The sequence below is a fragment of the Legionella maioricensis genome, from assembly GCF_023618015.1.
In the GTDB taxonomy this organism is placed as follows: Bacteria; Pseudomonadota; Gammaproteobacteria; order Legionellales; family Legionellaceae; genus Legionella; species Legionella maioricensis.
On the sequence record NZ_JAJKBJ010000002.1, the window covers coordinates 1 to 26,538 of the forward strand.

The following is a 26,538-nucleotide window of genomic DNA, read 5'->3' on the forward strand; positions in this document are numbered from 1 at the left end:
AGCCTGACGGTTATGTTTCTTATCCCGAGCTCACGTCAAGTTAAGAAAGACTGCTTCAATACGCAGGATGGGCACTTTTTAGATCGATTAATTCAATTATCACTTGCCAGCGGATAGGATTTAGTCAGCAATTCGTGTATAATGTTGAATCTATGAACAAATGCCTAGCTTTTGCCTATAATAATTAAATCTCGCTATTCCCAACTAAAGGTTATTTATGATTGAACAGATTCGCAATATTGCCATCATCGCACACGTTGACCATGGTAAAACTACCCTTGTAGATAAATTACTCCAACAAACAGGTACCTTGAATGAAAGAGCACCTACTGTGGAGCGTATGATGGACTCCAATGCTCTCGAAAAAGAACGAGGCATTACCATTCTGGCCAAAAATACCTGCGTTTACTGGAAAGATCATCAAATTAACATTGTTGACACCCCAGGACATGCTGATTTTGGTGGAGAAGTTGAACGTATTCTATCGATGGTGGATAGTGTGCTTCTCTTAGTCGACGCCGTAGACGGCCCTATGCCTCAAACTCGTTTTGTTACTCAAAAAGCATTCGCTCGCGGTTTAAATCCCATCGTCGTTATCAATAAAATTGATAGACCAGGGGCCAGACCTGATTGGGTGATGGATCAGGTATTTGATTTGTTTGACAATTTGGGCGCCAACGACACACAACTCGATTTCCCTGTTGTTTATGCTTCTGCATTAAACGGTTATGCAAAACTGAATTTAGAAGATGAAGCGACGGATATGAGCGCGTTACTACAAACGATCATTGATAAAGTGCCGCCACCAGATGTTGATTCCAATGGCCCCTTCCAAATGCAAATCAGCTCTCTGGATTATTCTTCTTATGTAGGTACTATAGGTATAGGACGAGTCACTCGTGGGCAAATCAAAGCAAAATCTGCGGTCAAAATTATTGATAAAGATGGCAACATCCGTACCGGTCGCTTGTTACAATTATTAGGCTTTAAAGGTCTGGAACGTGTAGAAATTGAGGAAGCTGGCGCAGGTGACATCATTGCGATTACTGGTATCGAGAACTTGAATATCTCTGACACAGTTTGTGACCCTGGTATGGTTGAAGGCTTACCTGCCCTGACTGTTGATGAACCGACTATTAGCATGACTTTTCAGGTCAACGATTCACCTTTTGCGGGACAAGAAGGTAAATTTGTAACATCGCGAAAAATTCGTGAACGTTTAGATACTGAATTATTGCACAACGTAGCACTACGCGTAGAAGACAGTGAAGATCCTGATAAATTCAGGGTATCAGGACGCGGAGAGCTGCATTTATCTATTTTAATTGAAACCATGCGTCGTGAAGGCTATGAGTTGGCTATTTGCAAACCAGAAGTAATCATTAAAGAAGTCGATGGGGTTAAAGAAGAACCCTATGAGCGCCTGACGGTAGACGTTGAAGAAACGCACCAAGGGACCATCATGGAAAAATTAGGTGAGCGTCGCGGTGAGATGCAAGATATGGTTCCAGATGGCAAAGGACGAGTTCGTTTAGATTATATTATCCCGACTCGCGGCTTAATTGGTTTCCATAATGAATTTTTATCGTGTACTTCAGGTACTGGTTTAATGTATCACGTCTATGATCATTACGGCCCAGCGATTAAAGGACGTATAGGCAAACGCGCCAATGGAGTAATGATAGCTAATTGCCAAGGTACCGCGCGTGGCTTTGCTCTCTTTAATTTACAAGAGCGTGGACGCTTGTTTGTAGAGCCACAATCAGTATGCTATGAAGGAATGATTGTCGGTATTCATGCCCGTGATAATGATTTAGTGGTGAATGTCACTAAAGAAAAACAATTAACCAACATGCGTGCTTCCGGTACTGATGAAAACATCATCCTGACCCCTGCCGTAAAATTAACTTTAGAACAGGCATTAGAATTTATTGATGATGATGAATTAGTAGAAGTCACTCCTCAATCTATTCGCCTGCGCAAAAAAGCATTAAAAGAACATGATAGAAAAAAAGCATCACGAGCAGATAAAAGTGACGAATAATAGCTACCATGAAACAAAAATTTAAGAGAGTCATCTTATACGCTCGGCAACATAGAGCCAACCAAGGGGTCAGCGAAAGCTTGCACCGCTTGGTTGATTTTTTAAAAACCCAAAACATTCAGATTTATCAGGATATAGAGACTTCAACCAGTTTCGATATGAATATACCGGTATTAACGCTTAATGCCATGGGTGAGGCGAATGACTTAATCATCGTCGTCGGAGGAGATGGCAGTTTGCTCTCTGCGGCACGAATGGCAATTAAAGTGAATACACCCGTCATTGGAATTAACCGAGGCCGTTTAGGTTTCCTCACTGATATTTTACCTCAGGATATAGAAACGCATCTAAGTGCAGTACTGCAAGGTCGCTACGAAGAAGAGAAACGTTTCTTACTGCAAACCCGAATTTTCGATGCAGAAAACACATATTTTGAGGGAGATGCTTTAAATGATGTCGTGTTAGGAAGAGGTAGCGAAACTCATTTAATTGAGTTTGACGTCTACGTCAATCAACAATTGGTGAGCCATTTCCGCTCCGATGGAATGATTTTATCAACCCCCACGGGTTCTACCGCATATGCCTTGTCTGCTGGGGGGCCGATTATGCACCCGCAACTCAATGCTATAGTCTTAGTTCCTATGTTTTCTCATAGTTTGAGTTCACGCCCCCTGGTAGTTGATGGAGAAGCTAAAATTGAATTGCATATCAGTGCGTTTAACGAGACTGAATTGCGTATTAGTTGTGATGGCCATGAGTCAAGAATGGTGAAGCCAGGACAAAAAGTATCCATTAAAAAAAATAGCACTCAGCTACGCTTGTTACATCCCCTCGATTACCATTATTATGATACATTGCGTAGTAAACTTGGCTGGGAATCCAAACATCAGGGATAAATCATGCTCACAACCTTGTGCATTGAACATTTCGCCATTGTTAAACACTTAGAATTAGATTTCACCCAAGGCATGACCGCCTTTACTGGTGAAACGGGCGCCGGTAAATCCATTATGATAGATGCCTTGATGCTGGCATTAGGTGGCCGCGCTGATGCTTCAGTGATTCGTCCAGGCGAAGAAAAATGTGATATCACCGCCGGATTTAACTTTGATAAAGAATCTGAACCCGCTCAATGGTTGGCCGAACATGATATCCATTGCGATGAGGGAGAGATCTATTTAAGGCGCATTATTTATGCAGAAGGCCGTTCTAAATCGTATATTAATGGCCAACCGTTCCCCTTACAGAAAATAAAAGAGTTAAGTGAAAAACTAGTGCATATTCATGGACAGCATCAACACCAAACGCTCATGCAGCACCCTACTCACAGACAGCAGCTAGACCAATATGCCAATCACCTCCATTTATTGGCAGACGTGGCAAAATTATACAAACAATGTCAGTCCATCAAACAAGAAATGGACACCCTGCACGATCAGGAACAGCAAACAGATAGAATAAAATTATTGCAATTCCAAATCGAAGAATTAGGTGCGCTTAATCTTCAAGAAGATGAAATCCAAGCCTTGCATCAAGAACATCAGATGTTGCATCACGCCAAAGAATACCTGGAACACAGTCAACACATTAATGAGCTTTTAACAGGTGATGATCAACCCAATATTTGCTCTGGTTTAAATCATGTAATGCAATTAATCAGTCAACTGCCTCAGGAACAAGCTCAAATTAAGAATGCCTATGAGCTCATTAATGGAGCCATAATTCAATGTGAAGAAGCAATAACTGAAATGCAACAGTTTGCTGACCGCATCCAAATTGAGCCTGAACGCTTACATGAAGTTGAAGCGCGAATGAGCGCCATCCATCATTTGGCACGTAAATACCACCTTGATAGCTCGCTGCTCCCCGCTCATGAACAAAAACTACAAGCAGAGCTGGCAAGTCTGCAAGATGCAGAATGTCGATTAGCCTACCTTGAGTTACAACTAAGCCAACTCACTAAATCCTATGACACTGCTGCATTAAAGCTAAGAGACTCAAGAAAAATTCATGCCACAAAATTAGCTGAAGAAATAACATCCAGTATTCAACAACTTGGCATGCCTAAAGGTTGGATAGAAATAGAGATTTCACCTCTCGAGAAAATGCAGGCTCATGGACTGGATAAAATAGAATATAAAGTGTGCACTAACCCTGGTATGGAACCAGATGCGCTGAATAAAATCGCTTCAGGTGGAGAATTATCACGGATTGGCCTGGCCATCCAAATGATAACAGCGCAAAGAGGCTCCACTCCCACTTTATTATTTGACGAAGTCGATGTGGGCATAGGAGGCGCTACAGCAGCGTTGGTAGGTCAAATGCTCCGCAAATTGGGCGATCGCCTGCAAGTATTCTGTGTCACACATCAGCCTCAAGTAGCGGCTGCAGCACACAACCATTTTAGGGTAGAAAAGCAAAGTGACAATAAACAAACGCTGACCCGCATTAGCAAACTCTGCACGGCAGAAAAAATTAATGAGATTGCACGCATGCTGGGGGGATTAACAGTGACCGAACAAACGCGTTCACATGCTAAAGAACTGTTAGATCAAAGCAATGAAATAGTTGTTTGAGATAAAAATCTTATGAATCTGCTTGATTTTCATACCAATTAGAATTAAATTTAAAAAGATTTAAAAATAATTAATAAAAAAACAGCACAATTAATAAAATAATGCTACAATGGTTCGGTAACAATTTAGGAAATTAAAATGTCAGATAAAATACGCGGTACAGTAAAATGGTTTAATGAGTCCAAAGGTTTCGGTTTTTTAGAAAGTGGCGGTAAAGATTATTTTGTGCATTTCAGCGCAATCCAAAGCAGTGGTTTCAAAACTCTTGCTGAAGGTGCAACTGTAATGTTCAAAGCTAGCAACGGACAAAAAGGTCCTCAAGCTGAAGAAGTTGAAGTAGTCTAATCATTTATTTTTCGCCCTATTCTTTTTAAGGCAGCAATGTCTTACATTAAATAGGGCGTTTTTTTACCTGAAATTCCTTGTGATAAACTAATACCCGTCTTCATACCACTCTTCCTGCATAATAAAATGCCGTTAATTGATTTTTTAAAATTAACTGTACGATTGCTTCAAACGACTTATTCTTCCCTAACACTACTCAATTGCAATTTTCCTTAAAATAAATTAAGTTCTTAGCAAATCCATCGAGAGCAAATACACCAAGTATTTAGTCTCCATAAAATTACAAGGAGTTGGAATGAGTAAAAAAATTGCAGTTATAGTAGGGAGCTTACGTAAAGAATCGCTTAATATGAAAATGGCTAAAGTACTCATCTCTCTTGCGCCCAGCTCAATAAAACCCGAAATCATTGCCATTGGCGATTTGCCATTATACAACCAGGATCTGGATGATGAGGGACCAATCCCTGCAGCCTGGACAAAATTTCGAGAACAGGTAAAACCATGCCAAGGGGTCTTATTTGTTACTCCAGAGTATAATCGTTCAGTGCCTGGCGTCCTTAAAAATGCTATTGACGTAGGCTCGCGTCCTTATGGTCAAAGTGTCTGGGGAGGAAAACCCGGTGCAGTAATTAGTGTTTCCCCCGGCGCAATCGGTGGCTTCGGCGCCAATCATCACTTAAGGCAATCAATGGTATTTTTAGATGTGCCCACCCTGCAGCAGCCTGAATCCTATATAGGACAAGCGGCAAATTTATTTAATGACAAAGGTGAAATTAGCAATGAAGACACACGTAAATTTTTACGTAAGTTTATCGACACCTATGCAAAATGGGTGGCAACCAACGCTTCATCTTAAGATTCAGGCGCAAATCGTTGGTAAAGCGACTCTGCAAAGTAAACCAAAACTCATAGCAAATGGAACTTTAAATAATTAAGTCACAATAATAGAGTCATCTATCTCTATGTTTTTACCCGAGAAGATAAAAATTCTTGATGATGATAGATGACGTTAATCATGCAAAATCGTGCTTATCATGCATGCCTAACTAATAATCTTGCCTCTTCCTGCCCTTATAAAGAAAAATTTTGCACTATAAAATTGTACTATTATTTATTAAATACACTCTGTACCGGGAGATAGTTAACTATGAAAGCTAATGCTGTGAAAAATAAAGCTGATTTACAAGATATCTTGGCAGAGAACTTATTCATTTCTGAAAGCGGTTATGCATACGATATTAATCAAATTGCGGAGTTCATTTCCGGCGAATGGGCTTTTTTTGACTATCAAAATGCCGAGGAGATTGCTGGCACGTTTCGTGATTATAAAAATAAAGAATGTACTATTGATAATAACTATGAGGGAAAGCACCTTGCATTAAATTTATTCAGTGAAAAAGATATTACCTCCCTTTTAACACATAAAATCATCAGAGACGCATTTGAAAATAGCCCAATTTATGGCGGACTGCAAAACTATGCTGATGGAGTTAATGAGCTCACTCTAGATTTACTAGACCGGGTGGTAAGTGCCTCCCAAATTCTAGAGGACTCATTAGTGAGCGCGGATCAGAATAAATTGACAGCAGTGCTGCATGATCCCCTTGCTGAATTGAGGCAGCATCTGGATAAATTAAAAAAATCGGAAAGAAAAGTCTTTCTTTTTCTCACCGACAAAAAGGGCCCCATCAGTAGTTATTCAAAAGCCTCGGGCCGAAATTGTGATTTCCTTACTGATATTGGCAATCTATTAAACGGGGGCTGCGGTGCCGGATTTAATCGTCATGTGGCCAATTTATATAATGCGCTGAAAAGTTATAAATTGTACCAAAATGCCCTTCGCTCCAAGCCAACGAATAGTGAAAAAACCCAGCATTTATCTCCAGGTAGAGAAGAATCATCCCCATTGGTCAATTCATCCATGTGGAAAACCAAGAAAGATGACGGGGAGGAGTTTAAACAATCAAGTTCTTTTGAACCAAAGGGATAAGTCAGTTTTTCCATCTCTGAAACAATTAACTAATAGGAACAGTAAGACGCATGGAGAAATGGCCTATGTTTCCCCAATATCTTCATTCCAAAGAGCAGGATTGCTGGAAATAAAATGCTGCATCATAGCAATACACTCTTGATTTTGCAGTACTTCAACTTTAACTCCATGTGCTTTTAATAACTCCTCATCTCCCATAAACGTTTGATTTTCTCCTATAACGACATAAGGAATTTTATAAAGTAATATTGCGCCACTGCACATAGAACAGGGCGAAAGGGTGGTATATAAAATGGATTGCTGATAAATCTCTTCGCGCTGACGACCTGCATTCTCCAATGCATCCATTTCAGCATGTAAAATAGCGCTATTTTTTTGGATGCGCTGATTATGCCCCTTACCAATAATCACCCCTTGATGAACAAGAAGAGAACCAATTGGAATTCCACCTTCCCTTTTACTTTGGTTTGCTTGTTCAATAGCACTTTGCATAAATCCAAGATGAGACATCATGTTCTCTCCCATGTTTTATGGAAACTATAAGATAGTATAGATGATGTAACGCATTAAAAATTGACAACAAATCTGCCTATGTCATTGCGCAGCATAGAGTTATATTAACTCATCTGGTGCGAGGCAATAAGACGCACTCTAATCACATGATCAATATCTTCAAAATATCTGGATAAGACATCCGGTTGTACTTTAATACCCGATAGATCAAGGAGATTAACAGCTATATTACCTCGAGAAGTATTTACCATTTGTTCAATGTTATAACCTAGCTGAGAAATTTTCTGCGTAAAATGAGCAATAGCACCAGGCTTATTATTGTTAATAATGACGAGACGATGAACATTCTCTATGTCCATTAGAGGAAGGAACGTATCCGGAAAATTAATCGAATGTTCAATAATGCCAAACTCAAGATAATTACGCATATTACGAATCACCATTTCAGCCGAGTTTGCCTCAGCCTCAGTGGTGCTTGCTCCTAAATGAGGAAAACTTAACACTTTAGGATGATTCGCCAGATACGGAGTTGGGAAGTCGGTGATATAACCTAAAAGACGGCCCTGTTTTAATTGTTCCATAATTGCTGTTTCATTGACTACCTGTTCCCGAGAAAAATTCAGTAGTAAAGAATGGGGTTTGAGATATTGTATATTCTCTTCATTAATTAAATGCGTCGTATCAGCTGCTAATGGCACGTGTAAGGTAATGATATCTGCATTGGACAATGCTGTCTTCATATCGACTACTTTCTCTATATCTGGCATTAATGCTAAAGCATTAGCCAGAGTCATATGCGGATCATAGGCTATTACCTTCATGCCCAATGCAAGTGCTGCATTGGCCACTTTAACCCCAATATTTCCCAAACCAATAACACCGAGTGTTTTTCCTAAAATTTCATGACCAACAAATTTCTTTTTTTGCGATTCGATCTCTCGAGAGAGAGATTCTTTATCATGTTCTTCTATATGAGACAGAAAAATTCTCGCTTCATCCAAGTGACGATAGCCAATTAACATGGCCGCCAGCACTAATTCCTTAACGGCATTGGCATTAGCGCCAGGAGCATAAAATACGGGGACACCAAGGCGGGTAAGAGAAGCCACGGGAATATTATCGGTACCAACACCCGCACGTCCAACCGCTTTTAATTGATCGGAAAAAGAATGATCATGCAATTGACGCGAACGAACTAAAATTACATCAGGGTTTTCAAAATCTGCAGCAGTTTTATATTTGGATGATTCAAGTAACTTAAGGGCTTTTGCCGATATATTATCAAGAATTTGGATGGTGAACATCAACAGGCTCCTTAATTAAGACTAAACCCTTTCTAATAGCAGATAGCCCCTGGTCATAACTGGTTTTGTGCTCCCCGACAAGATTTATTTGCTCTTCATTCGTTAAGCCCAGGGCAAGCACGGGGGTTATATTGGTATGTAAAATATAAAAATTAGAATGTTCCTGTACCCACGCTTTAGGATGTAACCCGGCATAGCCAACAAATCGAGTCACGGTGGTCTGCGCTTCCCAGTCACTGAAGCCATCACCTAGTAATAAGGAACGCTCATTGTCTTTTAAAACATTGGCAATGCATATACTTTTACCATTAGCTTGAGTTAATTCATTTTGCTCATCAAATCCTTGATATGATCCATCATCATTAAAATAGACATCAACGGCAAGCAGTCTACTTGGTTTAATACCCAGTTCTTCTGCAAGAGGAAGAATGGCTGATTTAATGCCCCCAGAGATTATATATATTTTTTTCCCAAGACTATGGAGCAGTCTAATCACGTCTGTTGCCCCAGGGGCAAGGTGTCTGCCATACATTGTGGCCAGTTGTTGAACTTGTATTTTAGAGGGTTTAATAAAGTCCAGACGCTTTCTATAGTCAGCCAGGGTTAAACCTGTTGTCGCCATGCAACGTTGAGTAATCTCATGCACAGGCTCTGCTACGCCATTCATACTTGCCAGTAAGTCAATTCCTTCAATGAGGGAGAGAGTACTGTCACAGTCAAAGAAAAAGACATCTATGGGCGATTCAGGCATCCATAATTCAGGATTACTATGAGGCATAAAAAGCTCCATTAATGTGCCTACAGACTCTGCACATGTAGCCCGGGTGAAAGCGTAGCTATAATGCAAATTGCAGGTTGAGCACTCTTAGCTAATTATAGTATAGCAAGGCTTCGCTGACCGTCTTGGACTTGCAAGGCTGAACTCTTTTTATTTGAGCGCGGTAATCTTATAAAAGGCCAATTCAAATCGATATTCACCTTGATAATGCTGCTGACAATAATCATCAAATGCAGCGACAATAGCCGCATTGATGTTCTGTATGCTCCTCAATGGCAGTTGATTATGAAAGTGAACCATACCACGCACATAACGACTAAAAACATCCAGTGAAGGTAAGACAATACTGGCCAGGATCCGCTCACAATGAAGCTGGGTAAAAGGCAAGTCAGCCAGTTTGTGCGGAAGATTGGTAAAATTATTATAGCCGGGAGGAATAGTGAAATGCGCCAGTTCATCGAACTGTCCGGACTCTTTAACCCTACTGTAAGCGCGAGAATAAGGCCCACCTTCACCAGTAGGACATAAAACCAAGAGAGCTCCTTTATTTTTAAGCGCCTTATAAATTTTGCTAAAAGCGGCCACTATATCGTGCGACCATTGCAGACACCAAAAAGAAAGGATACAGTCAAATTGCTCCGAAAAAGTCATGGCCATCACATCCCCTTGCTGCACTGAAAAGTTGGGGTATTCATTCTTATAGGTGCTAGCCAATTGAACCATGTTATTGGATATATCTATTCCCAGAACCTGGCCATGCGGGATTTGATTCATGATCTTGCTGGTAAAACCACCATCACCACAGCCAATATCAAGTACGCTATCGGTTGGATTTAGTGCTAATTCACGAAGATAAGGTTCTGCAATTTTTTCTTGAATGTATGAGCCAATGGCATAATCGTTTGCTGGCCACTCCCTGTGAGGCATAAAGCAATTTCCTTTAATGATAACGAACTCTATTGGCTAAATTTATTCTTTACTCAAATGAGTTCTTCGTTCTTGCATTGTTTCAACACTATTAATTACTGTTTGATGACAAATTTCTCGCATCACTGGAATCTCTTTTAAAGGAGTTCCTTCGTGAATAGTATAGGCAATTAAAAAACTGTCCTGCCATACTTTCTCATTCTTTCGTGCTTTGGCCTTAACCCAGAGAGCTACCCATAAAAAATGAAATTCCCATTTATCTCGGTTAAGCTCCATTTCTTCCACAAAAACAGCGTCCATAGCGTTTGCCAAACGACACACCTTAACTCCATCAATAAAGCTGCTGTTATGATTCACTATCTTATCAATGGTGGGGTTTTCTATATACCAGGACTCAGTGAACGATTTAGTCTTAAGCCAGGATTTAGATCGCTGCAACGACTCCTGAATTATTTCTTGAGTAAAGGGGGTAATTTGAACGCTTAATTGCTCAAAAAGATATTCTAAATCTAATTTGTTTGGTCTTAAACGTACTCCCAGTAATTCCTGAACTTCCAGAAAATGCAGATACGGAATATCACCACGCTCCACTGTTATTGCTAAAAAATGCTCTACCATTAACTGAAAATAATCAAGATCGACTTCTCGTAAGGTCACACTTTCTTCAAAGGCTTGCCTGTAATAATCAGCAACATCGGCGGCAGGGATAACAGGAGTTATCCATGCATCCTTTAATCCAAGACCATCCTTTAACAGCAAACCGCAAAGCCTGTTTTTTCTGTTTTTACGTGCATGAATAAAAATACCTTGAGACCCCGTTCCGTCTACTTCAGTTGCCTTTATGTTCATTTTGGCAAGGACTGGTTCAGGCTCAAATACTACCCCTTTTTTTCGCTGGTTTTTTATCCATCGCTCAAACATTCCATAATAAGATTCTGCATACCAGTATTTAATGACTTGTAATCGGGATAACGAAATTGACGTCAAGGTCACTTTATCCATGAGCTGATCTAGAGTAGCCACTGCAATCGCTCTAACCTCTGCTTTAGGATGTAGGAGAGTAAGAAGCGCAATATCTTGCCCCTCTTCAATACTGTACAAATCAAGAATTAAATCGGCAAAAAACTCAGGGGGCATTGCATAGCTTTGAGCAAAAAAATTCTCAGCAATATCAAAAATAGAGAGATCAGATAATTCATGAATTAAATCTCTAATCGACTCTAAATGCGAAAACTGATCGACCTCGTCAACAGTATCCTCTTCCTGGCTTGCTAATTCAAAATAAGCATCTTTTAATTCTTGGGTTAATTCGACATGCACTTCATAAAAAGCATTTAATACGGGCAACCAAAAACTTAAAGTGTGCTTATTGGTATTAATAATTTCTGCCAAACGATTCATCAATTGGATTAAGGACTTTGCTGTTATCTTATTATTAGCTTCTGTGGCAGCTTGCATTTGTGCGACACAAATATCCAAGCCAAAAATACAGGCTGAATAAATCGGCGGACCATCGTGGATTGACTCTTCCTCTAAATTATTAATAAACTCAATCAACTGAAAAGAAAATTCCGGATGTTGAAAAAAAAGAGCATATAATTGAGGGTCAGGATCATCATTTTGTTCAATTAATACTGCCATTTCGGCAATGAGGCGATTCAGTTCTGCAGGGTCATTCGTCATACTATTTTAGATACCTGTCTTGGTTTCCGATTTTCATCTATAGCAACAAAGACGAAGACACCTTCAGTAACTTGATAACGTTCCGCCTGAGTTGCTGGCAAGGCCCACACTTCAACGCCTATAGTCATTGATGTATTGCCTTGTTTGATTAACTCTACGTGACAACTAACGACATCACCGACATGAACTGGTTTTAAAAAAGTCATGGAATTAATTGCAACAGTAGCAACGCGCCCTTGGGACAACCGTTTTGCCAATACGCCCGCTGCCAGATCCATTTGGGAGACTATCCATCCCCCAAATATATCGCCATTTGCATTGGTGCTTACAGGCATTGCCAAGGTTTGAATTGTCAACTCACCTTTAGGCACTCTTATCATGATTAGCCACCACGTTTAAGTTTAGACAAAGCATCAGCCATGGCCGTATTGAAAACGGTTTTCTTAACCGGTTCGGCCTTTTTAGGCATCTCAGTTTTTCTCTTAACTTCCGTTTTTTTAGCTTCAGGCTGCTTTCTAGCTTGTTGAGGTTTAGCTACTTTTTTCGGAGCAGTTGCAGAAGAGCTTTCTTCGCCTAATTTCATGCTCAGGCCGATACGTTTTCGCTCTTTATCCACTTCAACAACTTTAACTTTTACAATGTCACCGGCTTTAACTACAGCTCGCGGATCGGTAATGAAGCGGTTGGTCATGGCGGAAATATGTACTAATCCGTCTTGGTGAACACCTATGTCCACAAAGGCACCAAAATTAGTTACATTGCTCACCACACCTTCAAGAATCATTCCTTCGTGCAAATGATTGATGTCCTCAACACCTTCTTTGAATTGTGCCGTTTTAAATTCAGGTCGCGGATCTCGGCCTGGTTTTTCCAACTCACGCAGAACGTCTCTTATCGTTGGCAATCCATAATGTTCATCCACATATTGATCGGCATTAACACTGTGAAGTATTTCCTTGTTACCAATAATTTGAGGAATATCTACTTGCTTGTCTGCAATAATTTTTTCTACTAAAGGATAAGCTTCAGGATGAACACAAGAGGCATCCAAGGGATTATCGCCATTCATAATGCGGAGAAAGCCCGCCGCCTGCTGAAATGCTTTTTCACCCATTCTGCTGATATTTTTTAACTGATTCCTGTTCTTAAAGGCACCGTGCTCATCGCGATATTGCACTATATTTTTTGCCAAAGTATCGTTAAGACCAGAAACATGGGCAAGTAAGGCCGCTGAGGCGGTATTAATATCAACCCCTACTGCATTCACACAATCTTCAACAACTCCATCAAGACATCGAGCAAGCCGGGTTTGATTGACGTCATGTTGGTACTGACCAACACCAATGGATTTAGCTTCTATTTTTACCAGTTCAGCCAAAGGATCTTGTAACCTTCTGGCAATAGAAACGGCCCCCCTTAGGGTGACATCTAAATCAGGGAATTCATTAGCTGCTATTTCAGAAGCTGAATAGACAGAGGCGCCGGCTTCACTGACAATAATTTTACTGAGTTGCAAATCAGGATACATTTTAATCATATCGCCAACCAGCCGCTCTGTTTCACGTGAGCCAGTACCATTACCGATACTGATCAAGTTCACTTGATGTTTCACCGCTAGTTTAGCTAGCTCAGCAAGTGATTGATGCCATTCATTTTGTGGCGCAAAGGGAAAAATAACCGTGTAATCAAGCAGTTTTCCGGTAGCATCAACCACCACCACTTTCACACCGGTGCGAATTCCAGGATCAAGTCCTATTGTTATTTGTGGCCCGGCTGGAGCAGCAAGCAGTAAATCACGCAAGTTTCTCGAAAATACTTTAATGGCCTCTTCATCCGCCATCTCACGTAAGCGCGTCAGCAACTCCAGTTCTAATTTAGTGAATAATTTTACTTTCCAGGTCATGCGTACGGTATCAAATAACCAGCTGTCTGCTTTTCTTTGTTGATCTGCAATTTTAAAATGAGCAGCCACCTTATTTTCACCATAATTTACATCTGTTTCTGGTAAAATGAGATTGACTTGCAAGATACTCTCTCGTCGTCCGCGGAATAAAGCCAGGGCACGGTGAGAAGGAATTTTTTTAATCGCTTCTGAGTAATCAAAATAATCTGAAAATTTATTGACCGCTTCTTTTTTCTTACTGCTCCCCACTGATTTCACCAGAGCATGCTGCCATAAATACTCACGCAGCTCATTAATCAGCTCTGCATCCTCAGCAAAATGCTCCATTAAAATATGTCTGGCACCTTCAAGAGCAGCTTTCGCATCGTCAATACCTGACTCCGCATTGATGTATTTTGCAGCCTCTTCTTCTGGCTCAAGATCCGGATTATTCCATAAGGCAAGGGCCAGAGGTTCTAGTCCAGCCTCAATAGCTATTTGCGCTTTAGTCCGTCGTTTAGGTCTGAAGGGCAAATATAAGTCTTCCAGACGCGTTTTCGTGTCTGCAGCCAGAATACTTTGCTCCAACTCAGGAGTTAATTTTTCTTGTTCACGAATTGATTGCAAGACAACACTACGTCGCTCATCCAGTTCACGCAAATAAATTAATCTCTCGGCAAGAAAACGTAACTGCACATCATCAAGGCCTTCAGTTGCTTCTTTACGATAACGAGCAATAAAAGGAACTGTTGCTCCCTCATCCAGCATACGAATAGCAGTCTCTACCTGCGCTACTTTGACCTTAAGTTCCTGTGCAATAATCGCAGCTGACGCCAACATCTCTTGAGCCATTCACATCCCCGTAAAACATGATAAAAAACTGCCACATTATATACTCATCGCAGTCCACATTGCGATATAAAATATGTCCAAACTACAAAACAACAATACTACTAAATTCTAATTATACCGGATTTACGCTTTTCTAATACACCATACACTATCTTTGATCGCCCTCAAACCTCTTTGAAACAAGCTATCACCAGAGTCTTGTGGCCGATCAGAAACTTTTAGGCGCTTCACTTCCAGACACTGTTTATATAAACAGGTCACTTCCTCATCCGAGACACTAAAAGGAGGCCCCTCTAATTCGTCTTGATTATAACTTAATGTTTTTAACAAAATGGCTCCCTGCGGTTTAAGCCATCGTAGACAAATGTCTGCATAAAGTGATCGTAGTTTCGCGGGAAGAGCAATTAATGCTGCCCGGTCATAAATGGCATCAACTGGTGTTATAAAAGAAGATTCGAAAGCAAAAATATCGGCGACCCATAAACTAATAGAGTCAGTATAATAATGATGTGCCCCGCCTCTTGTTTCCTTCTGAAAATGCAGTTGATGTTCCATAGCAAACTGGATTACAGCCTGTTCACTAAGTTCAATGCCGACCACGTTAAATCCTTGTTGGACTAACCAAAGCATATCAAGGCTTTTTCCACACAAAGGAACAAAAACAGTAGCCTTTGGAGTTAGATTCAATTGGGACCAATAGGCAATTAAATCCGGATTAACCTCTTCCCTATGAAAGTGGGTTCGCCCTTCACGCCACAGATCAACCCAGAATTGTTGCCCTTTATTCACTCAACGGTCACCGATTTAGCCAGATTACGTGGTTGATCCACATCGGTGCCTTTAGCAACAGCCACATGATAGGCCAGGAGCTGCAGGGGAATGGTATAGACTATAGGTGCAATCCATGTTCCGCAAAAAGGAACCTTAATTAATCGTGCACCATTGGCCTCCCACGCTTGTCCATCATCTACAAAAACAAATAGTTGCCCGCCTCGCGCACTCACTTCATGCAAATTGGATTTTAATTTATCCAATAACTCATCATTGGGTGCCACTGCAATGACCGGCATGTTTTTATCAACCAATGCTAAAGGACCATGCTTTAACTCTCCTGCGGGATAGGCTTCGGCATGTATATAAGAAATTTCCTTTAATTTTAAAGCACCTTCCAGTGCTACAGGATATTGCACGCCGCGCCCCAAAAATAATGCATGGGCCTTATTAACAAATAAAGTAGCCAGCGACTCAATTTCCCCATTCATCTGTAATACTCGCTCACAGCAAGCTGGCAATTCTTGTAATTGTTTCAATATTTCTTGTGAACACTCATTGGGACAAAGAGCAGCAGTTAACATCAAAAATGCAGCGAGCTGAGTGGTAAATGCTTTGGTAGAAGCCACACCAATCTCAATCCCTGCGCGGGTTAAAAAGACACAATCGGCTTCTCTGACCAAGGTACTGGTTGCCACATTACAAATGGCTAAGCTAGCCAAATAATTCATGTTTTTTGCTTTATATAAAGCGGCCAAAGTATCTGCTGTTTCACCGGACTGAGAAATGGTGATAAACAAAGTTCCCTCAGGAACAACTACATCGCGATAACGATATTCACTAGCAATTTCAACCTGAGTTGGAAGTCCGGCCAAAGATTCAAGCCAATATTTGGCAATCATCCCGGCATGATAACTGGTTCCGCAGGCAACAATGTGAATTTGTTTTACTTGGGGAAATACATGGGAAGCTCGTTCACCAAAACTGGCTTTCAGCACTTCAGGACTGTTAATACGACCCTCTATAGTATCGGTTAGCACCCTGGACTGCTCAAATATTTCTTTAAGCATAAAATGCCTGTAGGGACCTTTACTGGCAACTTCAGAATCATTATTCAATGGATGAAGAGCCCGTTCAACATAAGTGCGGGAAGAATCATAAACCTTTATCTCATGTGCCGTAATAGTCGCACTATCACCTTCTGCTAAATAAATAACAGATTGGGCAAATGATCTTAAAGCCAGGGCATCAGAAGCAATAAAGTTCTCGCCTATACCCAATCCCAGAACTAAAGGACTGCCTTTTCGAATTGCAACTAATTCCAAAGGCCGTTGTTGATGAATGACTCCTAATGCAAAAGCACCGTGCATCTCGGCAGCCGCAGTTTGTACGGCCAATAATAAATCTTCATGTTGCAGGTAATGAAAGTGAATTAAATGAGCGGCTACTTCCGTATCGGTTTCAGAAGTAAATTCATAGCCACTGCTTATAAGACGCTGGCGTAAATGATCATGATTTTCAATGATACCATTATGAACCAAAGCAATCTGTCCATGCGATAAATGAGGATGAGCGTTTTGCTCGGAGGGTTTACCATGCGTCGCCCAACGAGTATGGGCAATCCCGGTATTTCCCGCAATCGCAGTTTCTTGCATCGCATCAGCCAGGTTCTGTACTTTCCCTTGCATTCTCACTCGCTTTAAACGGGAGTGATTGTCAATGACCGCGATACCTGCCGAGTCATAACCTCTATATTCAAGACGGCGTAACCCTTCCAGCAAGACCTTGCTAATATCACGCTCTGAAACAGCTCCCATAATTCCACACATAATCACTCCTCATTAGCAACTACTCTGTAGATTCACTATCTATTTTTCTCCGGACCCAAACCAATCTCTTCGCTAACATTGGTATTTCTTAGTCCTATTTATAGTAGCTAAATCCAGAACAAAAAAGGTTTCCGATAACAACCTGACGCTCATCACTTGCGTGACTAAAAAAAACTTCACTATAGATGAAGTATATCAATAAAAAATAGAAATTATGCCATAAACCTTATTAAATCACTAAAGCAAACGATAAAATTGCCTGAACAACTGCAAAAAAACGCTCCAGGCAATTAGATTGTCCATTAACTGGCAGGATCGGGAGCCTCGCAACTTACTGAATATCCATGATCTTTCATCGCAGAGCAGATTTCAAAAGCCAGATAATTGTGGGCCCGGGTAGTTGGGTGAATTTCATCCCAGAATATATAATCCTGCGGCAGATCGCACATATGATAATTACTCTCCCCAACCATAAACTGCGGATCTTTATATTGCAATACTTGTGCATATTTTAACACGTAGTTATTTGCAAACGGGGAGTGTGCAAAGGAGTCAAACATAGGAAATTTCACATCGATACATGCATCGGAGATGTTGGAAAATCCATATTGTTCGGGATTATTTAAGGCCTTTGCCAGATATCGTTCTGTATCTATAAACAAAAAATCTGCTTGGGGGTACTGTTTCTGCCACTCCTCAATACGCGTTGCCAAACGTTGGTTATGCTGATCCACCGCATCATTTAATACTTGCCTATCCGCGGTCTTCACAAATTTAGGTGTTTCACCTAAATGGGGAATTCCCATAATGACAAAACGTTTCGCTCCTGCCTGCTCCAATTTTAAAACAGCGGCACTTAAACCTTCAATCACATTATCTACATAGTTGCTCATAATGGTGGTGTTATAATTATCTTCAAACAGCAAAACATTTAAATAGTCATTACTGCCAGAAAACACAAAATACACTGTTTCACTATCCAGCTGAGTATGCTCCAATAAGTAACCTTGTACGGTAAGGCCAAGGCTTGGAGGAATCAGTTTTCCTACAATTAACGTTTTAATCGTTCCCAACGGATGACGAATCAAATTCCAGACGGTCAATTGATAATCATAAGTAGCAGCCCATGCTCCGCCAAAAGCCTTATTGGTATAGACCTCTTCATCACTTTTCTGGATAGACCACATTTGAGCTAAATATTCATTCCATACTCGACCATTGGAAAATCTTGAGTTCCAATACGGTTTACCAGGCAATATAGGCACCAGTTTGACTTTGCTTACTAAGTTAGCAAGGTAGGGGGCTAATTCATTATCAAAAAAATTGGTTACCACGTTAATGCCTGTATCGAGTACCATTTGTGGTACATAATAGTCATTCGCAAAATCAATCATTTTATTGAGCACGAACACTTTAAAAGGAGCAACGATAAAAGCAGGATCATCTTCTTGGCGCAGACTTTTAAGCAGACGAGTAGTATTACCTGTATCCGAAAGACTATCACCAAAAACAACCATGGATTTTACAGAAGTAGAGGCAAAGCTAAATAAAGGTATAATAAGTAAAATCAGAGAAAAACAATAACAAATCCTTTTGTAATTGATCATAATTCCTCCTTGAATTAGCAGCTAATAAAAAAACACATAGCTTGATCAATAATAATACGACCGCACTTTAAGAATTGTCAATTTTCCCACCATATACCGACATCCTGAATCGTCACAAATACAGTGTCTGCAAGAATGCATTTAATTCATTCCTATTGATTAAATTGTGAGTAAATGGTAATTTTTACCGAATATTTTTGTTACTTTTAGGTAGTCCAGTGAAAGAAATAGTTATTGCCTCTTTTTATAAATTTGTTCCTTTAACCGATTTTGAAACCCTGCGGGAGCCTATGCTTGCCCATATGCGTGAGATTAATATTAAAGGAACCATTATTTTAGCCGCAGAGGGCGTTAACGGCGGTTTTGCCGGTAAACGTGAAGAAATGGAGCTTTTTTATCAATATATGCGCAGTGACTCTCGTTTTGCGGATTTAAAGTTTAAAGAAACTTTTGATGAAAAAAACCCCTTTGATAAGGCAAAAGTAAAACTTCGCAAAGAAATTGTCACTATGGGTATAAAAAATGTAGATCCGACTCAATCAGCAGGTATCTATCTTAATCCGGATGAATGGCATGAATTTATCAAAGATCCCGACGTTATTCTGATTGATACTCGTAATGATTATGAATTTGAACTGGGTACTTTTAAAAACGCAATAAACCCCAATACAGAAAATTTCAGAGAGTTTCCTGAGTATGTTGAAAAACATCTGCAGGATAAGAAAGACAAAAAAATTGCCATGTTTTGCACCGGCGGCATACGTTGTGAAAAATCAACTGCTTATTTAAAAGAGCAAGGCTTTCAAAATGTCTACCACTTACAGGATGGAATCCTCAATTACATCGAATCGATACCGGAGAATGAATCACTCTGGGAGGGAGCATGTTTCGTTTTTGATGATCGAGTAGCAGTGGACCATAAATTAGATCGCGTTCATCCCCAATTACCTCAGGATTATAAAGACGAAAGGTTTCCGAAATAAAATACCCTTGTTCTATTATTTATAAACGTATCGTTCATTTCTAACGATACGTTTATAGGTTATCTTGCGCCTTCCTGAGCATCAAGCCAGCCGTCCTCTCTCGCTATACTCGAAATCGCAGGGAACGAGGAGTGATATTCATAAGAAAAAGCAAAGAAAGTCCTCAATTACCTGTACATCAGTTATAATAACTTTTTTTATATAGTTCAGGTGTCTTATGACTACCAAAAAACATTCAGATTCAAGTATCGCGCTGAATAGAAAAGCTGGCTTTGAGTATTTCATTGAGGAACAATTCGAAGCTGGGCTTGTTCTTGAAGGATGGGAAGTAAAAAGCTTACGTGCAGGAAAAGTCAATCTATCTGATGCTCATGTGATTATTAAATATGGAGAAGCATTTTTGTTAGGTGCACAAATCAACCCCCTTCCTACGGCATCGACTCATTCCATTCCGGATCCAATTCGTACCCGCAAATTATTGCTGAATAAAAAAGAGTTAAGTCATCTGGTTGGCAGTGTTGAGCGCCAGGGATATACCATAGTACCGCTCTCTTTATATTGGAAAAAAAATAAAATTAAAGTAAAAGTGGCTCTGGCTAAAGGTAAAAAAGAACATGATAAACGCGATACCATTAAAGACAGAGAATGGCAGAGAGATAAATCACGGCTCATGAAAAAAAATCATTAAGACAGGGAGATATTCAGTGACTATAGATGAAGTGGTGCCTAATTTTGCATTTAATGCCACCAGTAACCTGACAGCTCATCTCAACGATTATAAAGGAAAGCCTGTGGTGCTTTATTTTTACCCCAAAGACGCTACACCAGGATGCACTACTGAAGGACAAAACTTCAGGGATGCTTATCCTCAATTCCAAGCCTTAAATGCTCAAATATTTGGCATTTCTCGAGACAGCTTAAAGTCACATGAAAATTTTAAGGCCAAACAAAATTTTCCCTTTGAATTAATCAGTGACCCCGAAGAACATTTATGTCAATTATTCGATGTGATTAAAATGAAGTCCATGTATGGCAAACAAGTTCGCGGCATTGAACGCAGTACTTTTTTAATTGATGCCAAGGGAGTCTTAAAACATGAATGGCGCAAAGTTAGTGTCAAAGGACATGTAGAAGAAGTATTAGTTGCGTTGAAAGCATTAGCTTAGCTGGCTGGATTGAGAGATAGAGCTGAGAGTCAGGCGAAACGCCCGACCCGTACGACCCGTAATTGTTATTGCATGGCATTTACAACTGGGGAGTGGCAATACTGCTCGTATTCCGTTCTCCTTGCTCATATTTCAATCCACTCTCTTCTCGAGCAGTGGGTAGAGGAAAAAGAGTAGGCACTTTACGTTGAGTATAAATCCTAAGTTTACTTGGCCCGGTGGTTGAATCACTCTCCTGTAGAGCGAGTATAGTATGGGCAGCAACCGTGGGATCTTGATGGCTGGACACGATGTCACGAATTTCCTGCCCCTCATTTTGAGTGAGTAATCCAGCATCGCTTAATTGAATAAGTGAACGGGCAACAGCCAAAGGAGCTTCGTCATGTTGTAGTACCGCATTAAAATTGGCCTGTGCTATAGCTTTGGACTGTGGTGTTTCCCCGGAAAAAAGTCCAGCATACTTTAGTTCCCGAAGAGCATTTATTACACTCCCCAGGTATTCCAGGCTGAGAGAAGATCGTCTTTTGATTAGATCTCGATTTGTTTGGGCGTTTTCTCCACTTAACAAACCAGCCTCATTAAGGGCAACAAGACAGGTGGCAACAGTCATAGGTGTAAATTGTCCCTCTACCAGGAGCGTTTCAAAATTAGCCTTTCCTGCGTCTCCAACCAATAAACCAGCTCCATTTAGTTCATAAAGACCTGCATGAATAGAATCCACATTAGCATAATTTCCTGCAGTATGATAATACCCCTGCGCTACAGGATCACGGAGATTCTGCCTCATGATAGCATTTTCGAAATAAGTAGTCAGAGGGCCTGGACCTTCTGCAGGAGTCACTGCAACATCAAAAGCAGGATGATGGGCTTCAGTTTCCCCCGCCCGTAGGGATAAGGCACACCTTCTGACTAAAGCGGATTGAGCGAATGTATCGAGACAAGAAAGAAACCAGCGTTGAAAAAACCAGGTATGGTTAATAAAAATATTGCCAATATTCCATGCACTATTGACTTCATGGGTTGTCGCTTGATGTGCGTGCAATGCAATTTCTAGCTCAGCGGGGAAAAACCACTTCAGATATCCTGGCAAAGAATTGTAGTCTCGTATCAGCGTTGCGATACTGTTTTGGTGTAATCGGGACAATCTCGGCACTTCCTAGCTCCAAATTTTCAGGGGTCTGAAGAATATCAATTCTTGTACAAGGACTCAAATAATTTGGTGCATAGAGATTTTATGCTATGGGAAATTAAGGATGAAGATAATGGTCCCGTTGTTATTGAGTTTACAGTCCTGATTGTACTTTGGTAATTTATAGTAACCTATGGCTAACAAGCCGCCAATTAAGTTCAGAAACAACTCATTTTCATGGAATAATGAATTAAAGATTGTTACAATCAGTACGATTCCAAAGCTAAAAAAGCCATCTTTAACAAGAGTGAACTATGTTTAACCGCAATATTCAGCTAATCCTGGTTATTGCGACTTGCGTACTGACCTTAATATCCACCGATATTCTGTTGCCCAGTCTGCCGCAAATCGCCCATTATTTCGCTGTTCCTGCAAGCGATGTCAAAATGCTTATTTCCATTTTTATGATTGGGCAATTTGCTACGGTACTTTTTTGGGGAGTTATCGCTGATCAATTAGGCAGAAGGAAAACGTTGTTTATCGGCATGTTGATTTTTTTTATTGGCTCGGCTTTAAGCGTCATTGCCTCTTCGATTAATGTTCTTTTAGTCTGTCGTTTCATCCAAGGCGCTGGTGCTGTGGTTGTTCCAGTAGCGGGTTGGGCCCTGGTACAAGACCTGTTTCCCAAAGATGATGGTGCTCGCATTATGTCCTGGATTGGGACCCTCACAGCAATTGTTCCCTTGTTTGCTCCTGCCATTGGCGGAAAAATTGATGTTTTATATGGCTGGCATACTAATTTGTATTGTATTGCCCTATTTTCCGCAACCTTGTGCTTGATCATGCTGTTTTTGCCCAAGCAAAAAGCCGTCCTGAATGGGATACTTCCTACGCTGAAACAACGACTGGATATATATGGTCGTATTATGAAGAATAAGACGTTTGTCTCTTATATCGCCCTCTTTGGTTTATTAAATTGCGGAGAATGGTGTTTTCTCACCATGGCCCCTTTTTATTATGCCCATAAGCAGATTGCTGCCGATCAAATGGGACTTTTATTAATGCTTACCTCAATGGGCTTCGTCTTCGGTTCATTATTAGCATCGCATTTGTTCAAACGGATAGGTATTGATAAAACCATTAACATGGGCATCCAATTAGCTTTAATAAGCAGCTTATTACTGATTATCGGCGAATACATGAAATGGAATGGACATCAAATTTTTAATGCCATTGATATTGGCATCTACATTCTAAGTTCAGCGCTTCTTTGGGGGGGCACAACCTCCAGAGCCTTACAATGTTTTGATGATTATCGCGGTTCAGCTTCTGCTATTCGCAGTCTTATCCTGCTTTGCTTTGCGGCCTTTGGTACTTATTCAGGACGATTGATAAGCCACGAAAATATTTATCAGGTAGGTTGCTTTCTATTTTTTATGGCGTTGTGTACTTTGATTGTTTTTCATAATAAGGAACTCAAAGCGGAACGTATTGAGGCCGATGCAGTCTTTTAATTATAGGTCATAAACATCCGAATAAATCCCTTTCCATTAAAAAATATAATTCTTGACGCGGCACCATCTCCCTTAGCACAATGAAGGTAGATCTTATGGTTCAAGAACGCATAAAAACTTCGAGTGCCTTGAGAAAATATCGAGACAGCACCGAGCCACTTGAATCCTGAGAAATATTATTTTAGCTGACGGGGTGACCTATGGATACTAGCAAAACTGGACATAAGCTGTTCGTGCTTGATACTAACATTTTAATGCACGATCCCACAGCTATCTATCATTTTGATGAACACGATATCTATTTACCTATGGTGGTTCTGGAGGAGTTAGATAACCATAAAACAGGTACTTCGGAGGTAGCCCGCAACGTAAGGCAAACCAACAGGATGTTGGTGGAATTAATGAGTAACGCATCTCACGAACAAATAGTTTCCGGACTTCCGATACCCAGCTTCGTTAATTCCCACAAAGAAAACAGCAGCGGCAAACTTTTTTTTCAAACGGATGAATTCGATCAGGTGATTCCTTCCTCACTGCCAGGACATAAAGTAGATAATACCATTCTTGCCACGGCTTTAGGACTGCAAAAAAAATTCATGGGTAAAAAGCAAGTTGTTATTATTTCTAAAGATATTAACTTGCGGATAAAAGCAGGAATACTTGGAATTCCTGCGGAAGATTATTATAACGATCAGGTACTGGATGACGTTAATCTTCTTCATCGTGGGTTACATATATTGGATAACAATTTTTGGGACACCCACGCTCAAGATATGGATTCATGGCAGGAAAGCGGTAAAACGTTTTATCGCGTTTCAGGACCACTAGTCCGGCAGTGGAATCCTAATGATTGCATTAGCACTGAAGATAATGAATTTCAGGCTTTGGTAAAAAAATTGGATGGGGACAATGCAGTCGTTCAGATTGTGCGTGATTATACTCAATCAAAACATTCTGTGTGGGGGATTAACGCCAGAAATCGGGAACAGAATTTTTCTCTAAATTTGCTCCTCGATCCTGACATTGATTTTGTTAGCCTACAAGGCTCAGCCGGAACAGGTAAAACCCTGTTAACGATTGCTGCAGGATTAACCCAGGTTTTGGATCAAAACCGCTACAGTGAAATTTTAATGACTCGCGTGACTATTCCTGTAGGTGAAGACATTGGCTTCCTACCGGGGACTGAAGAAGAAAAAATGACTCCCTGGATGGGAGCATTAATGGATAACCTGGAAGTCTTGCATGGTTCGCAAGTAGGTGGAAGTTTTGGTCGTGGGGCAACTCAGGATCTATTACAAAACAAAATTAAAATTCGCTCATTAAACTTTATGCGCGGACGCACCTTTTTAAATCGCTACATCATTATTGATGAAGCCCAAAATCTGACCTCCAAGCAAATTAAAACCTTAGTTACACGAGCAGGGCCCGGAAGTAAAATCATTTGTCTGGGAGACATCAAACAGATAGATACGCCCTATTTGACTGAAACCACCTCCGGTTTAACTTTTGCTGTCGACCGATTTAAACATTGGGAACATAGTGCCCATATGACATTAACTCGCGGAGAACGCTCAAGACTTGCATTTTATGCTGCTGAGCATTTATAGTACGCGTTTTACGAGGATTAAAAATGACCGACCAAGCCATCACCTTCGATGACGTTTTACTTGTGCCTTCATACAACCACCATGAGTCAAGAAGGGTAGTTGAGACGATCAGTACAGACAGATTAGGCAAACTAAGTCTGAATCTTCCGGTAATCAGTTCCAATATGGATACCATTACTGAAAGTACGATGGCTAATTTCATGCACAGTAAAGGAGCCATGGGCGCTTTACACCGTTTCATGACCATTGAGGAAAATATTCAAGACTTTAAAAAGTGTAAAGGAAATGTTTTTGTTTCCATAGGTTGCACTGATGCAGAATTACAAAGAGCTGAGGCTTTGCGTGATGCTGGAGCTGATTTTTTCTGTGTTGATGTCGCTCATGCCCATGCCAAATATGTGGGCAAAACCTTGAAAAGTTTACGCCAACTATTAGGCGACCGTTGTATCATGGCTGGGAATGTCGCCACTTATGCCGGCGCAGATTATCTTGCCTCTTGTGGTGCTGATATTATTAAGGCGGGTATTGGAGGGGGTTCCGTATGCAGTACCCGCATCAAAACCGGTTTTGGTGTGCCCATGCTTACGTGCATCCAGGATTGTTCTCGCTCTGATCGCTCTATTGTAGCAGATGGAGGAATTAAAACTTCTGGTGATATAGTGAAAGCTTTAGCTTTTGGGGCAGACTTTGTCATGATCGGTGGCATGTTAGCAGGTACCGCCCCAACTCCCGGTGAAGTAATCCAAAAAGAAGACGGATCTAAAGTGAAACGTTATCGTGGTATGGCATCCCGAGAGGCCCAGGAAGCATTCCTCGGTCAAATGCACGAATGGAAAACAGCTGAGGGTGTGGCCGCAGAAGTTCCATTCAAAGAGAACGCCGATGCAATCATTGCGGACATAGTTGGCGGCTTAAGATCAGGGCTTACTTATGCTGGTGCCGATACGATTAGTGAACTGCAACGCAAGTTAAATTATGTGGTGGTAACCCAGGCAGGGCGTATTGAGAGTTTGCCTCATAAACTATTAGAACGTTAAA

23 protein-coding genes are annotated in these 26,538 nt (G+C 40.7%); 12 read left to right on the top strand and 11 right to left on the bottom strand.

Annotated features, from left to right (window positions below; translation table 11 throughout):
- Window positions 1-217: 217 nt before the first annotated feature.
- From typA to LOX96_RS02325, 6 genes are all read left to right on the top strand, one after another.
- The gene (typA, locus tag LOX96_RS02300) at window positions 218-2,044 is read left to right on the top strand and encodes a translational GTPase TypA (RefSeq protein ID WP_250424573.1); all 1,827 of its coding nucleotides are present in this window, start codon (window positions 218-220) and stop codon (window positions 2,042-2,044) included.
- 8 nt (window positions 2,045-2,052) lie between these two features.
- Window positions 2,053-2,940, top strand: a complete 888-nt coding sequence (locus LOX96_RS02305; RefSeq protein WP_250424574.1) for an NAD(+) kinase — start codon at window positions 2,053-2,055, stop codon at window positions 2,938-2,940.
- 3 nt (window positions 2,941-2,943) lie between these two features.
- The gene (gene recN, locus LOX96_RS02310) at window positions 2,944-4,620 is read left to right on the top strand and encodes a DNA repair protein RecN (protein WP_250424575.1); all 1,677 of its coding nucleotides are present in this window, start codon (window positions 2,944-2,946) and stop codon (window positions 4,618-4,620) included.
- A gap of 138 nt (window positions 4,621-4,758) precedes the next feature.
- A complete protein-coding gene (locus LOX96_RS02315; protein ID WP_028382754.1) occupies window positions 4,759-4,965 on the top strand; it encodes a cold-shock protein in 207 nt (68 codons plus the stop codon).
- A gap of 295 nt (window positions 4,966-5,260) precedes the next feature.
- Window positions 5,261-5,821 carry an NADPH-dependent FMN reductase gene (locus LOX96_RS02320; RefSeq protein ID WP_250424576.1) on the top strand — a complete coding sequence of 187 codons (561 nt, stop codon included), beginning with the start codon at window positions 5,261-5,263 and terminating at the stop codon, window positions 5,819-5,821.
- A gap of 291 nt (window positions 5,822-6,112) precedes the next feature.
- Entirely contained in the window at window positions 6,113-6,955 is an 843-nt protein-coding gene (locus LOX96_RS02325) for a hypothetical protein (protein ID WP_250424577.1), read from the top strand.
- Window positions 6,956-7,018: 63 nt separating this feature from the next.
- Here LOX96_RS02325 and LOX96_RS02330 read toward each other — a convergent pair whose 3' ends face one another.
- From LOX96_RS02330 to plaC, 10 genes are all read right to left on the bottom strand, one after another.
- On the bottom strand, window positions 7,019-7,468 hold the full coding sequence (locus LOX96_RS02330; RefSeq protein WP_250424578.1) for a nucleoside deaminase: 450 nt from the start codon (window positions 7,466-7,468) through the stop codon (window positions 7,019-7,021).
- Window positions 7,469-7,572: 104 nt separating this feature from the next.
- Complete coding sequence (locus LOX96_RS02335) at window positions 7,573-8,772, bottom strand: 3-phosphoglycerate dehydrogenase family protein (RefSeq protein WP_250424579.1); 1,200 nt, start codon at window positions 8,770-8,772, stop codon at window positions 7,573-7,575.
- Complete coding sequence (locus LOX96_RS02340; RefSeq protein ID WP_250424580.1) at window positions 8,750-9,550, bottom strand: HAD-IB family phosphatase; 801 nt, start codon at window positions 9,548-9,550, stop codon at window positions 8,750-8,752. The genes LOX96_RS02335 and LOX96_RS02340 overlap by 23 nt, the downstream gene beginning before the upstream one ends.
- Window positions 9,551-9,700: 150 nt before the next feature.
- Complete coding sequence (locus LOX96_RS02345) at window positions 9,701-10,477, bottom strand: class I SAM-dependent methyltransferase (RefSeq protein ID WP_250424581.1); 777 nt, start codon at window positions 10,475-10,477, stop codon at window positions 9,701-9,703.
- A gap of 42 nt (window positions 10,478-10,519) precedes the next feature.
- Window positions 10,520-12,160 (bottom strand): hypothetical protein, encoded by a 1,641-nt coding sequence (locus LOX96_RS02350; protein ID WP_250424582.1) that lies wholly within the window; start codon window positions 12,158-12,160, stop codon window positions 10,520-10,522.
- Complete coding sequence (locus tag LOX96_RS02355) at window positions 12,157-12,540, bottom strand: acyl-CoA thioesterase (RefSeq protein WP_250424583.1); 384 nt, start codon at window positions 12,538-12,540, stop codon at window positions 12,157-12,159. The genes LOX96_RS02350 and LOX96_RS02355 overlap by 4 nt, the downstream gene beginning before the upstream one ends.
- 2 nt (window positions 12,541-12,542) lie before the next feature.
- A complete protein-coding gene (locus tag LOX96_RS02360) occupies window positions 12,543-14,894 on the bottom strand; it encodes a Tex family protein (RefSeq protein WP_250424584.1) in 2,352 nt (783 codons plus the stop codon).
- A gap of 123 nt (window positions 14,895-15,017) precedes the next feature.
- On the bottom strand, window positions 15,018-15,683 hold the full coding sequence (locus tag LOX96_RS02365) for a thiopurine S-methyltransferase (protein WP_250424585.1): 666 nt from the start codon (window positions 15,681-15,683) through the stop codon (window positions 15,018-15,020).
- Window positions 15,680-17,494: a glutamine--fructose-6-phosphate transaminase (isomerizing) gene (gene glmS, locus LOX96_RS02370; RefSeq protein WP_250424586.1), complete on the bottom strand. Its 1,815-nt coding sequence runs from the start codon at window positions 17,492-17,494 to the stop codon at window positions 15,680-15,682. Before glmS ends, LOX96_RS02365 begins: the two co-directional genes overlap by 4 nt.
- Window positions 17,495-17,796: 302 nt before the next feature.
- Window positions 17,797-19,101: a lysophospholipase/glycerophospholipid:cholesterol acyltransferase PlaC gene (gene plaC / locus LOX96_RS02375; RefSeq protein ID WP_250424587.1), complete on the bottom strand. Its 1,305-nt coding sequence runs from the start codon at window positions 19,099-19,101 to the stop codon at window positions 17,797-17,799.
- A 218-nt stretch (window positions 19,102-19,319) separates the two neighbouring features.
- Between plaC and trhO the strand changes: the two genes are divergently transcribed.
- The 3 genes from trhO to LOX96_RS02390 all read left to right on the top strand — a co-directional run bounded on the left by trhO (window position 19,320) and on the right by LOX96_RS02390 (window position 21,250).
- Window positions 19,320-20,084 carry an oxygen-dependent tRNA uridine(34) hydroxylase TrhO gene (trhO, locus tag LOX96_RS02380; RefSeq protein ID WP_250424588.1) on the top strand — a complete coding sequence of 255 codons (765 nt, stop codon included), beginning with the start codon at window positions 19,320-19,322 and terminating at the stop codon, window positions 20,082-20,084.
- Between the two features lie 217 nt (window positions 20,085-20,301).
- Window positions 20,302-20,772: an SsrA-binding protein SmpB gene (gene smpB / locus LOX96_RS02385; protein WP_250424589.1), complete on the top strand. Its 471-nt coding sequence runs from the start codon at window positions 20,302-20,304 to the stop codon at window positions 20,770-20,772.
- A gap of 16 nt (window positions 20,773-20,788) precedes the next feature.
- Window positions 20,789-21,250 carry a peroxiredoxin gene (locus tag LOX96_RS02390; protein WP_250424590.1) on the top strand — a complete coding sequence of 154 codons (462 nt, stop codon included), beginning with the start codon at window positions 20,789-20,791 and terminating at the stop codon, window positions 21,248-21,250.
- A gap of 79 nt (window positions 21,251-21,329) precedes the next feature.
- Here the strand turns inward: LOX96_RS02390 and LOX96_RS02395 are convergent, their stop codons facing one another.
- Complete coding sequence (locus tag LOX96_RS02395; RefSeq protein ID WP_250424591.1) at window positions 21,330-22,403, bottom strand: hypothetical protein; 1,074 nt, start codon at window positions 22,401-22,403, stop codon at window positions 21,330-21,332.
- Between the two features lie 290 nt (window positions 22,404-22,693).
- On the opposite strand from LOX96_RS02395, the gene LOX96_RS02400 reads away from it, so the two are divergent.
- The 3 genes from LOX96_RS02400 to LOX96_RS02410 all read left to right on the top strand — a co-directional run bounded on the left by LOX96_RS02400 (window position 22,694) and on the right by LOX96_RS02410 (window position 26,537).
- Window positions 22,694-23,893 carry an MFS transporter gene (locus tag LOX96_RS02400; protein ID WP_250424592.1) on the top strand — a complete coding sequence of 400 codons (1,200 nt, stop codon included), beginning with the start codon at window positions 22,694-22,696 and terminating at the stop codon, window positions 23,891-23,893.
- 200 nt (window positions 23,894-24,093) lie between these two features.
- Complete coding sequence (locus tag LOX96_RS02405) at window positions 24,094-25,500, top strand: PhoH family protein (RefSeq protein ID WP_250424593.1); 1,407 nt, start codon at window positions 24,094-24,096, stop codon at window positions 25,498-25,500.
- 23 nt (window positions 25,501-25,523) lie between these two features.
- Window positions 25,524-26,537 (top strand): guanosine monophosphate reductase, encoded by a 1,014-nt coding sequence (locus LOX96_RS02410; RefSeq protein WP_250424594.1) that lies wholly within the window; start codon window positions 25,524-25,526, stop codon window positions 26,535-26,537.
- The last annotated feature ends 1 nt before the right edge of the window (window position 26,538 follow it).